Origin of the sequence: Nostoc sp. WHI (assembly GCF_015714725.1) — a bacterium.
GTDB lineage: Bacteria > Cyanobacteriota > Cyanobacteriia > Cyanobacteriales > Nostocaceae > Nostoc.
The window spans coordinates 1-10,419 of the sequence record NZ_WBKM01000260.1 but is presented as its reverse complement, the minus strand read 5'-3'; the positions used below and the strand labels follow the sequence as shown (position 1 = coordinate 10,419).

At 40.9% G+C, this 10,419-nt stretch carries 11 protein-coding genes; 6 read left to right on the top strand and 5 right to left on the bottom strand.

What is annotated here, in order from left to right; genetic code table 11:
* On the bottom strand, positions 1 to 1,136 hold a 1,136-nt coding region (locus F8S12_RS26670; RefSeq protein ID WP_196519308.1), incomplete at its 3' end, for a serine/threonine protein kinase.
* A 62-nt stretch (positions 1,137 to 1,198) separates the two neighbouring features.
* Complete coding sequence (locus F8S12_RS26665; protein ID WP_196519309.1) at positions 1,199 to 2,236, bottom strand: serine/threonine protein kinase; 1,038 nt, start codon at positions 2,234 to 2,236, stop codon at positions 1,199 to 1,201.
* A 166-nt stretch (positions 2,237 to 2,402) separates the two neighbouring features.
* Here F8S12_RS26665 and F8S12_RS26660 point away from each other — a divergent pair, with 166 nt between their 5' ends.
* The 6 genes from F8S12_RS26660 (at position 2,403) to F8S12_RS26635 (ending at position 7,337) form a co-directional block, all read left to right on the top strand.
* Positions 2,403 to 2,657, top strand: a complete 255-nt coding sequence (locus F8S12_RS26660) for a FitA-like ribbon-helix-helix domain-containing protein (RefSeq protein ID WP_196519307.1) — start codon at positions 2,403 to 2,405, stop codon at positions 2,655 to 2,657.
* The gene (locus F8S12_RS26655) at positions 2,654 to 3,058 is read left to right on the top strand and encodes a type II toxin-antitoxin system VapC family toxin (RefSeq protein ID WP_196519306.1); all 405 of its coding nucleotides are present in this window, start codon (positions 2,654 to 2,656) and stop codon (positions 3,056 to 3,058) included. The genes F8S12_RS26660 and F8S12_RS26655 overlap by 4 nt, the downstream gene beginning before the upstream one ends.
* A 108-nt stretch (positions 3,059 to 3,166) precedes the next feature.
* A complete protein-coding gene (locus F8S12_RS26650) occupies positions 3,167 to 3,874 on the top strand; it encodes a Uma2 family endonuclease (RefSeq protein WP_196519305.1) in 708 nt (235 codons plus the stop codon).
* A 251-nt stretch (positions 3,875 to 4,125) separates the two neighbouring features.
* On the top strand, positions 4,126 to 5,268 hold the full coding sequence (locus F8S12_RS26645; RefSeq protein ID WP_196519304.1) for a DUF262 domain-containing protein: 1,143 nt from the start codon (positions 4,126 to 4,128) through the stop codon (positions 5,266 to 5,268).
* Complete coding sequence (locus tag F8S12_RS26640) at positions 5,265 to 6,380, top strand: AAA family ATPase (protein WP_196519303.1); 1,116 nt, start codon at positions 5,265 to 5,267, stop codon at positions 6,378 to 6,380. Before F8S12_RS26645 ends, F8S12_RS26640 begins: the two co-directional genes overlap by 4 nt.
* A 3-nt stretch (positions 6,381 to 6,383) precedes the next feature.
* Positions 6,384 to 7,337, top strand: coding sequence for a hypothetical protein (locus tag F8S12_RS26635; protein WP_196519302.1), 954 nt, complete (start codon positions 6,384 to 6,386; stop codon positions 7,335 to 7,337).
* Between the two features lie 13 nt (positions 7,338 to 7,350).
* Here the strand turns inward: F8S12_RS26635 and F8S12_RS26630 are convergent, their stop codons facing one another.
* The 3 genes from F8S12_RS26630 to F8S12_RS26620 form a co-directional block, all read right to left on the bottom strand.
* A complete protein-coding gene (locus tag F8S12_RS26630; protein WP_196519301.1) occupies positions 7,351 to 7,509 on the bottom strand; it encodes a hypothetical protein in 159 nt (52 codons plus the stop codon).
* The gene (locus tag F8S12_RS26625; RefSeq protein WP_196519300.1) at positions 7,510 to 8,640 is read right to left on the bottom strand and encodes a CO2 hydration protein; all 1,131 of its coding nucleotides are present in this window, start codon (positions 8,638 to 8,640) and stop codon (positions 7,510 to 7,512) included.
* A gap of 247 nt (positions 8,641 to 8,887) precedes the next feature.
* Positions 8,888 to 10,393: an NADH-quinone oxidoreductase subunit M gene (locus F8S12_RS26620; RefSeq protein WP_196519299.1), complete on the bottom strand. Its 1,506-nt coding sequence runs from the start codon at positions 10,391 to 10,393 to the stop codon at positions 8,888 to 8,890.
* Between the last annotated feature and the right edge of the window lie 26 nt (positions 10,394 to 10,419).

Sequence of the window (10,419 nt, the reverse complement as noted above, 5' to 3'; positions counted from 1 at the left end):
GCTAAAGCCACAGCCCCAGCCCAAACCAAAGCCCCAGCTACAGCCAAAGCCACAGCTAAAGCCCAAGCCCAAGCCCCAGCCCAAGCCAAAGCCCAAGCCCCAGCCAAAGCCCAAGTTATGTGCGGAGCGTTAGACGAGGCTAATGAGTAGCCTAGCGATAGGTAGCTGAATAATATACCAAGCAACCAGCCCCAGGGAATAATTTTAAATGATTTAGTCGCTGGTTTACCTAGAATTGCCTGTGAGTTTAGCTTGGCTTTGGAACGAAAAATTTCTTTTCTATAAACTGGATCAACAGGTGGTGGAGGCGTTGCTTTTGGTGCTTCTAGCATTGCCAACCATTCCTGCATCGACTGAGGGCGGTATTTTGCCTCCAGTGTCATACCTTTGAGAATTGCTTGATTTAATTGATCACTGATGCTTGGATTAATTTGTTTAGGTGGAGTCAGGGAAGTATTGTCTAATTTGCGAGCCAGAGAAGTTGTAGGGCGTTGACCTGTCACCCCATAATAGAGTGTGGCAGCCAGACAGTAAACATCAACCGTTGGCTCCCGACTGCCTCTGCTCATCTGCTCATAGGGCGCAAATCCCTCATTACCCGCAATGCCTTTTGAACTCAAAGTTTTAGGCACAAGTTCTTTAGCAATGCCAAAGTCAATCAGAACCGCTTTGCCATTACTCCGCAGCATGATGTTTCCAGGGTGGGCATCTCGGTGTACTAAACCTGCTTGATGCACCACTATCAAAGCTTCCCCAATCTGGCAGATGCAAGGTACAATCTCCGCTTCTGGTAAAGCCCCCTTGCGTCTTACTGCCTCAAACAAATTTTCTCCCGGCACAAAGTTCATCACTAAGCAGTGGGTAACACCTTCTTTGAACAGGTCAATTACTCCCACAATGTGAGGATGGGGATCTTGAGATAGGCGTGCTAGTGTCCGCCCTTCTTGGATAAATCGCTCTATGTATTTGTCATACTCTGGGTCATGGCTGAGATATTCATTGGGTGTCTTGATCACAACTGTTCGCTGTAACTCAATATCCAATGCCTTGTAAGTAATTCCGAATCCCCCCTGACCGAGGACTTTTTCAATTACATATTTGCCACCTTGTAATTGTTGTCCTGCTATCCAAGGCATGAATACCTCTAAATCACAAAAGTTACTTTAATTTCAGCATTATGATGAAAGTCTAGCTAATTCTACGGGGTTTTACTAGATGGTGGGCTGGGAGATACTGATGTTGGGCTAGGAGACGGAGAGGTTTTGATAAGGGGAATCCAAGGAGCTATGCCAGCGAGTAAGGCTCCAATAGCGGCGATCGCAGCTATCACTACTCCCCAAAACTGGATGTTTCGCTCCCAATTTGGGTTGGTGTTAGATGGTACAATTACTGAAGGCTGCGAATTTTCCCCAGTCAACCCCAGAGAATCGAGCCATTCTCGCATTGACTGCGATCGCTGCTTAGGATCTAACTTCATACCTGTTAAAATTGCGCGGTTGGTGCGATCGCTAATCTGAGGATTGTGTTCTTTCGGAGCGATTAAACGAGCCTTGTCTACCTTCCGTTTAAAAGCATCTACTGGTGTTTTTCCGGTAAGAAGCACATAAAGAGTTGCCGCCAGAGAATAAATATCGCTATACGCCCCAGTTGGTTTAGTATGTTGAGCGTAAAGCTCAGGCGGTGTAAATCCCTCAGAAGTTTCTTTGGTTCGGCTTGTGGTTAAGATGTGGTCAAAATCCAGAGCTAAACCAAAATCGATCAGCACCGCTTCAGATTGTCCTTCTCGCACCCGCAAAAAGATATTTCCTGGATGCACATCTCGATGAATCAATCTATTCTCATGCACAACTATTAAAGCTTCACCAATTTGTTGAATGTAGCGTAGTGCTTCTTGTTCAGAAAGAATTTGTTGGCGACGGTCAGCTAAACTGATTCCATCTACATACTCCATTACCAAACACAAACGGTCTGCTTCCTCAAAGGAGTCTACCACCTCTACAATGTATTTATGCTTACACCTTTGAAGCTTTAAGGCTTCCCGCAAAAACATTGTTTTTAGCCGTCCGCGCTCCAACTGGTTAAGGGAATTTAGTAAATCATCATTTAAAGTTTTAATGACTAGGCGATCGCCATTCCTATTTTTGACCAAATAGGTAATGCCAAAGCGTCCCCTTCCCAACTCTCTCTCAATGATGTATTTTCCACTTTGCAACCGATCATCTTTTACCCAAGCCACATTTGTAGCTCCCAAAATACTTATATCAATTTTCACATAAGAAAGCCTGAAGAACCGGAGCTTTATAGAAACAGCGCTATGTCTCAGAAAAAGCCTATGCGCGTATACACTTGCTAAACTAATTTCAAATCTCGAATAAAAGCAGCAAAAAAATAACTATGCAATTATGGCTCAAATCTTAGTTGAAAATTTAGATCCCATTATTTTAGAAAAGCTAGAAACTCTTGCCAAACAACACGGTAGGTCTTTGCAAGAGGAACTAAAGCAGATTCTACAACAAGCGGCTGAAAAAGCGACACATTATCACACTGGCGGCGACATGGAAAAAGCCAGAGAAGCTGTAGCACGCGCTCAAGTTAGATATACAGCAAAAATTTTCAGTGATAGTACTGAACTTATCCGCGAGGACAGAGAACGGTGAGTCAGTATGTTTTAGATGCTAGCATTGCTATCAAGTGGTTTATCCCTGAAGTCTACTCTGATGCAGCTAGACGTTTAGTAGCAAGTAACCATACTTTCTTAGTTCCAGATTTTTTCTTCCCAGAAGTGGGAAACGTTTTGTGGAAACTAGTCCGTCGAGGTGAAGACACTGCTGAAAATGCGAGACAAATATTAGCAGATTTAAATGTAGTTCCTCTAGAGGTGTACTTATCTCAGCCGTTAATGCCACTTGCTTTAGATATTGCCATTCAGACAGATCGCGCAGTCTATGACAGTTTATACTTAGCCCTTGCTATTACTCAACAATGCCAGATGGTAACAGCAGACGGAAAATTTTACAACGCACTGAGAACCAGTGTTTACATCAGTAATCTTTTGTAGGTGGAGAATATTTAGATAGCGTTGATGTACCCTACCGGAGGCATCGCCCCATCTCCCCTTCCACTGCTAAACTAAAAACAACCCTTATCTTAGTGCAAAGGTAGCGTTATGACCTCTGCAACCAATCCACCCACCGATAACGATCTCACGCCTTTCCCCGACCATACGCAGCTACCAGAGTCTGATGGCACATTTGTGAAAAATTGGCAAGAGCATCCCCAAAGCATCTTACTGACTGACTCGATTACACCCGTTCTCAAAAAATTAAATCCTGAAGGTGAATATTGTATAGGACAGGACTTAGGTATTTACTGGCGGTTGACCGAACCCCCAGAGAAAGGAGCAGAAGCACCCGATTGGTTTTATGTACCGAATGTACCGTTTTTGCTCAATGGACAAACGCGACGCTCTTATGTACTGTGGCGAGAGTATATTGCTCCATTGATTGCATTAGAATTTGTCTCTGACAATGGAAATGAGGAAAGAGACAAAACCCCTTGGACAGGTAAATTTTGGATTTATGAACAGGTAATTCGTCCTCCCTTCTACGGTATTTATGAAGTGAAAAAAGCTAGTGTAGAAGTCTATGAATTCATTGGTGGACAATATCATTTATTAGCAGCAAATGAGCGAGGACATTATCCCATAGTTTCTTTAGGTGTTGAGTTAGGCATTTGGCTAGGAGTTTATCAGAATGTAGAATTACCCTGGCTGCGTTGGTGGGATTTGCAAGGTAATTTATTGTTGACTGGTGAGGAAAGAGCCGATTGCTTGACTGCCCAATTGCGATCGCTGGGTATCGAACCAGAAGCATAGCTTTTTGGCTATTAAGGTGCGATTGCCCTGACGTTAGCGGAGGCGATCGCGCCAATTTTCGATTTAGCTGGGGAAGCTGAACAAGTAATAGACTAGTTACGTAGAGACGCGAAATTCCGCGTCTCTGTCATTTGGGAAGATAGTAGGATTGAAGTAAGCCAGTTAAAAAGCCTCATTTACTGATGTAGTAACACCAAGCATCATTAATAACTGAGTGAACAAACAAGTGTTAATACTAAGGAGTAAGCGCTGTGACAGATTCGAGTAACTACAATGTAGAATTAGCTGATGAAGAAACTTTAGATGAAGAAAATAATGATGAGGAACAATATGATAAAGTTACTTTTCAATATGATCCTGATAAAATTAATATTACAACAAGACAACCAACTATTGAACAATTATTAAGACGAATTGATGAATCAGCACTTGATTTAGCACCTGATTTCCAACGTCAAGCAAATATATGGAATCTAGATGCTAAAAGTAAACTAATTGAGTCTCTTTTGATTCGGATTCCATTACCAGCTTTTTATATAGATGCTACTAATGATGATAAATGGGTAGTTGTCGATGGTTTACAACGTCTATCTGCTTTAAAGCACTTTGTTAGTGATAAAAGTAAAGATAAACTTAAGCTAAGTGGACTAGAATACCTCACAAATCTTAATGGTAAAACTTATGATGAACTAGAACTCAGATACCAACGGCGAATCCTAGAAACTCAACCTACAGTCTATTTAATTGAAAAAGGGACTCCTACAGAAGTCAAATATAATATCTTCAAAAGGATTAATACTGGAGGTGTAGGTCTTTCAAATCAAGAACTGCGTCATGCTCTCAACCCAGGTAAAGCCAATAAATTTTTGCGAGAACTTGCAAATTATTCAGAATTTATAAAAGTAATTCCACTCAGTGAGTCTAAAAAAAAGCGTATGGATGACCGAGAGTTTATAGTTGGTTATCTTGCATTTATGCTCACTTCGTATAAAGATTATAAAGAGAATACTAGGGATGTATTTTTAAGTGAAGCTTTATCTAAAATAAATGATTTAAGTGATCCTGAATTAATAAAGATCAAGGAAAAATTTAAAAAAGCAATGCTGACAGCTTATGATATTTTTGGAGAAAATGCTTTTCGGAAAATTTCTTACAAAAATAATAGGAAGTTTCCAGTAAATAAATCTCTATTTGAAACTTGGTCAATATATTTCAGTCAACTAAACGATAAAGAAATACAAATTTTAAAGAAATACAAACACAAATTAATTGAGACTTTTATTCAATATGTAGATAATGATAAAGAATTTCTTGCATCCATATCCCAAGCTGCTAAAAAAGTTGAGTATAGATTTCAGATTATTAGTCAAATAATTCAGGAAGTGCTTTCATGATTCGTTCTCTTCGTCTAATTAACTTCAAAAAATTTGAAGATCAGTTGCTTGAATTTAGACCTTTAACACTCATATCTGGACTTAACAGCACTGGAAAATCCTCTGTGCTTCAATCACTACTACTACTACGCCAATCTTATCAACAGGATTTATTGCCAAAAACTGGCTTGGCGCTAAATGGTGAATTAGTAAGTATTGGTACAGCACAAGATGCCCTTTATGAGAGTGCAAAAGATAAGCATATAAGCTTTGAGATTATCTGGGAAAAGTATGAAGGTATATGGGATTTTAATTACAACCCAGATAAGAAAGAAGAAGATGTTTTAAATGTAATTTCAGAACCAAATGAATCTGAAATCCATCAATCATATATTTTTAGCAAATATTTTCACTACCTTCAAGCGGAACGAATCGGCCCACGTTCATTTAATGAAATATCTGATTATCAAGTCCGAAGACTTAGACAAATTGGTACTAGAGGAGAATATACAGCGCATTTTCTCTATATTTATGGACGTGAAACAATACCTATAGCAAATCTAGGCTCTCCACAAGCGAAATCAATGAATCTGATAGATCAAGTGGAAGCATGGATGAGAGAGGTTAGTCCTGGTATACGTATTGAAATAGAAGCTAACTCAGCGATGGGTTTGGTGACTATTAAATATTTTTATGGAGATAGTAATCGTTACCGTGCAACCAACGTTGGTTTTGGAATTACCTACACTTTATCAATTATTGTAGCTATACTTTCATCTCCTCTTGGTACACTAATCCTAGTTGAAAATCCAGAGGCTCATCTCCATCCTAGAGGACAGGCGAAAATGGGAGAACTATTAGCACTGGCTGCTAGTTGTGATGTTCAGGTTGTGATAGAAACTCATAGCGATCATGTTTTAAACGGTATTCGTCTTGCTGTTCACGGTGGTATTATTCCCCCGCATTATGTCCAGTTGCATTACTTTCAGCAACAAGACAAACAAGGACAAGCTTTGACAAAAGTAGTTTCACCACGCATTGATCGGAATGGAAGAATTGATCGATGGCCTGATGGATTCTTTGATGAGTGGGAAAAAAGTTTGGATGTTTTGTTAGAACCTGCGGGAGAGTAGATTGTGGAGATTGACCTGATATTAAATGAACTCTCCCTGCAAAATCCTACCTCTGATAAGCAAACAGCGCGACAGTGGATGTCGAACTTCATTAACACTATAAAGGCAGTCAAAGCTCAGGGCGTGAAAGTCTATCTTCGCACCAAAGATGACTTTCATGCAACTATACTTGCACCTGACTATCCTTTACGTCGTTGGCTTAATGATAAGGAAGTAGATCAAGTAGAACGAGGTTTTATTATAACTTTAGCAACAGGAAGTCCTTTCTCAACTAATATTGCAAACTCAGATATTCAAGATATTGAAAATAATGCTGGATTATCTGAATTTTGGCATCATGAAGAAGCTGCAATTGGACTTGGTATTGCTTATATGCTTGATGCGATCGCAGTCAGCTTGCTTTTTGAGGAATGCTGGGATTTAAGCCACCTAGAACTCGCAGCTAGACGAATTGATGAAGATGGAGAGGTAATTGATTACATTGTAGAGATTATCCATGCTAGTCGTAGCAACCATGTACAGGAACACGCGGAGTGGATACAAAAACGTATTCGTACCGGAGTTATTGACGGTGAGGATCTTTGGAATCGAAAAGAGGAATTATTTCCCAATCTGGAGTTTTGCGAAAATGTCAGTAAACCGATCCAAAGCCTTTATTGTCGAACGCCAATGCTCAGGCAGGTTGTAAACAAGTTGTTTGAACTAGAAAACTACTGTAAAACTTGGACAGATGGAGCTTTTGATTTAGACCTTATTCCTAGCAAAGCGACTCCAGAAAGTGACTCTAGACTTCAAAGGTTACACGAAAAGCTCACCTTTAAGTGTCCTGATGATGTGTATCGTATATTCAGTTTGCACCTAAGAATGACTGGTGCAGGAGCTTGGCGGCTTCATTTTTCTATAGAATTAGGGCCAGATAAAATTATTATTGGGTACATCGGGCCAAAAATCCAATAATCTTAAAGCCTAATTAGAAAAAGCGATCGCCTTTATCTATCTTCCAACAATTTACGTCCAAAAGTCCTGGCAGCGTGAGCCTAGCTTTATAGAAAAACTGTGATGTCTCACAATAAGCTGCTTTGCGATCGCTAGGTATCGAACCAGAATCATAATCTTGACCAAAAATCAACTATTTATTCACATCCCGCAACCGCGAAGTTTCTAACCGACTCATCCACTTCTCTAAATAAACTCGATTACCTTTTTCCTCATTTAAATCTTTAGTATCCAAAGGATAAGGCATTAGTCCTAAAATCGTTGCTGTCGTCACGCAAAACATCGATTTTTGGAAACTTATGCAAATTTGAACCCGCAAATCATCTTCACCCCGAAGACTGCGACGATAAATGTCGTGCAAATACTCTGGAAGATAATGACGCATATCTTGCATCAACAAGGTGGGAGGAATACCCGCACCGCCAATAGGCAAAGGATCAGCATACAATGCGCCATATTCAAATCGAGATTGATCTGGGGGAATTTGATATCCTTGGGCGTTGTATGAAACTGTACCGTGGAAAGGAGTTCCCCGGAAGAATACCGCTTCTACATAAGGTATTGCTGTATCTGCTAGAAAGGTCAAACCAACGCTTTTAGGAATGATTTCATAGACTTCATCCCGAATTTTGACGGCGTAGGTAATTGGGTTTGATGCATTTGCCACTAACCCTAATTTAATGTGTTCTACAACTTGGGGAATCGATTTGATTTCGCCTTGGTCGTAGCGGTCTGATAAGCTGAGGAACATATCAGCCATTACCCGCCAGAATTGACCTAAACCAGTATAGTAAGCAGAGACGCGCAAATGTTCTGTGAGAAAGTCTGGAAACAGTTGGTTAATACCCGGAATTAAAAGATTATTTTTAAATTTTGCCGCGATCGCAGCTTGCGCTCTTTCTTGAAATTCTTTTGTATCTAAATATGTATCCAGTCCGCCGCCACCGTGCCACATCATGGCTTTCAAGCAATACTCGGCATATTCAAAATTAATTCGCTCATGCCACCAGTGACGGAGTAATTTCTCAAAAGAAACCTCTCCATTAAAGTATTTAAAAAATGGGAAAAATACTAAAAACTGATGCTCGGCAATATAAATAAGATTTTTTGAGTAAGCATCTAAAACTACCCCATAGCTTTTAAGAATCCCAACAACTTCTAGTACATTTTCTGGACTATCGGGGAGTAATGCCTCTCCTTTTTGCAGACGTTCAATATACTCAGCTAAGGGATTGTGAGTAGCTTTCTTTTTAATAGTTACCATCGCTAATTTTCCAAAAAATATAGGGATTAGGGGCGTTGCTGAATAAAGGGATGAAATGTTATGTATTGAAATCTAAAACTCCTTATCCTCTCTGCGTCTGGGCGCCTCTGCGTGAGAAAAATCATCCCGCAACTATGCAACGCCGGATTAGGATATTGGGCATTGAGCAAAACAGTTCCGAGTTCTGAGTTAAGAGTCCTGAGTAAAGAAGTGAGATTCCCTACTCAGCACTACTACTCCCCCAGCCCTAATCTCTAGTCCCCATTACCTTATCCAAGGACACCGTTGCTACTACGTTTTGGGTATTCACCATTGCTGTAATTGTTGGTTCAGTCCAGCGCACTAACCAACTAGGTTGAATGCCGAAAATCACAATTAGTCCAGCTAAAATTGCAGCTGGGGCGCGATCGCTCCAATACACACGCGGCAAGTTGCTAACTTGTGCAGACAAGCGTCCAAAAAAGGCGCGGTTGAGGAGTATTAGGAAGTAAACCGCAGTTAAGCCTGTACCAATCATTGATAGCAGCGTTTGCACTGGAAAAATTGGGAAACTGCCCCGAAAAATGATGAATTCGGAAATAAACCCCACCATTCCCGGTATACCAGCGCTGGCCATGACTCCGACAATCATCAAGCTACCGATTACTGGCATACCCCGTTCTGGGTTCAGCAATCCTTGAATGACTTCTAAATCTCGGCTTCCAGCTTTTTTATACACAACCCCCACCAGCAAAAACAGCATTGCCGAAATCAACCCGTGGCTAATCATCTGCATCACAGCACCCAACACACTTAAAGGTGTGGCCGCCGCCGCCGCTAAAAGTACGTAGCCCATGTGTCCAATAGAACTGTATGCTACCATTTTTTTCATATCTGTTTGAGCGATCGCGCAGGATGCACCATACAGTACACTTACCACTGCCCAAGTCGCTAACCAAGGAGCCACATAAGCCCAAGCTTCTGGTAACAAGTTCATGCCAAATCGCAGTAAGCCGTAAGTTCCCAACTTCAACAGCACCCCAGCCAATAGCACTGAAATCGGTGTAGAAGCTTCAACGTGAGCATCTGGCAACCAAGTATGGAAGGGAACCAGGGGAATTTTTATTCCGAAGCCTACTAAAAGTCCTGCTAGCAGTAAAAGCTGTGTTGCTAGAGGTAAAGTGGTAGCGTTCAAAGTTGCTAGTGCAAAGTTAGAGGAACCACTCAACCAAACCATGCCGAGAAAACTTGCTAAAATCAAGAATCCAGAAACGGCAGTATAAATGAGAAATTTGGTAGCAGCATAACCCCGCTTTGCCCCACCCCAAATAGCTATCAACAGATACAACGGAATTAGTTCCAATTCGTAAAACAGGAAAAATAGCAGTAAATCCTGTGCCAGAAAGGCTCCTGTCACCCCAGCGCTTAATAATAGTATCAAAGAGTAATAAAATTTAGGACGCTGTAGGAATTCATCGCTGCTGTAGATGGCAATGCAAGTTAATAATCCATTTAAAACCAGCAACGGCAAAGATAAACCATCTATCCCAAGGTTATAGTTCAAGCCTAAAACGTCTATCCAAGGGAGAGACTCGGCAAACTGTTGAGTAATTTCCTCTGGATGAAACCGAATTGCTAGCACGATTGTCCACAAGAAAGCGATACTGGCAAAGACCAAAGCTACTCTATGGGCGAATTTTCCACTGATGCCAGAGGGCGAGAAAGCAATTAAAGCTGCACCGATTAACGGCACTAGAATTAAAACACTAAGCATAGATAGAATTCAGGTAAGGGGAGCAG

Bases quoted from the DNA above. Each gene is read 5' to 3' on its own strand.
- F8S12_RS26650 (WP_196519305.1), top strand. From the start codon at position 3,167: ATGACCTCTGCAACCAATCCACCCACCGATAACGATCTCACGCCTTTC.
- F8S12_RS26640 (WP_196519303.1), top strand. From the start codon at position 5,265: ATGATTCGTTCTCTTCGTCTAATTAACTTCAAAAAATTTGAAGATCAG.
- F8S12_RS26625 (WP_196519300.1), bottom strand. From the start codon at position 8,640: ATGGTAACTATTAAAAAGAAAGCTACTCACAATCCCTTAGCTGAGTAT.
- F8S12_RS26620 (WP_196519299.1), bottom strand. From the start codon at position 10,393: ATGCTTAGTGTTTTAATTCTAGTGCCGTTAATCGGTGCAGCTTTAATT.
- F8S12_RS26660 (WP_196519307.1), top strand. From the start codon at position 2,403: ATGGCTCAAATCTTAGTTGAAAATTTAGATCCCATTATTTTAGAAAAG.